1 rRNA gene is annotated in these 535 nt (G+C 51.8%); it reads left to right on the plus strand.

Annotation, left to right across the window (positions count from 1 at the left end):
• A 16S ribosomal RNA gene (locus tag IGS55_RS27825) occupies positions 1 to 535 on the plus strand; the annotation flags it as partial.

Below are 535 nucleotides of genomic sequence, written 5' to 3' on the forward strand. Positions count from 1 at the left end.
TTGCTAATGACGGTACCTGAAGAATAAGCACCGGCTAACTACGTGCCAGCAGCCGCGGTAATACGTAGGGTGCAAGCGTTAATCGGAATTACTGGGCGTAAAGCGTGCGCAGGCGGTTTTGTAAGTCTGATGTGAAATCCCCGGGCTCAACCTGGGAATTGCATTGGAGACTGCAAGGCTAGAATCTGGCAGAGGGGGGTAGAATTCCACGTGTAGCAGTGAAATGCGTAGATATGTGGAGGAACACCGATGGCGAAGGCAGCCCCCTGGGTCAAGATTGACGCTCATGCACGAAAGCGTGGGGAGCAAACAGGATTAGATACCCTGGTAGTCCACGCCCTAAACGATGTCTACTAGTTGTCGGGTCTTAATTGACTTGGTAACGCAGCTAACGCGTGAAGTAGACCGCCTGGGGAGTACGGTCGCAAGATTAAAACTCAAAGGAATTGACGGGGACCCGCACAAGCGGTGGATGATGTGGATTAATTCGATGCAACGCGAAAAACCTTACCTACCCTTGACATGGCTGGAATCC

This window comes from Janthinobacterium sp. EB271-G4-3-2 (assembly GCF_020858035.1).
GTDB classification, from domain to species: domain Bacteria; phylum Pseudomonadota; class Gammaproteobacteria; order Burkholderiales; family Burkholderiaceae_D; genus Janthinobacterium; species Janthinobacterium aestuarii.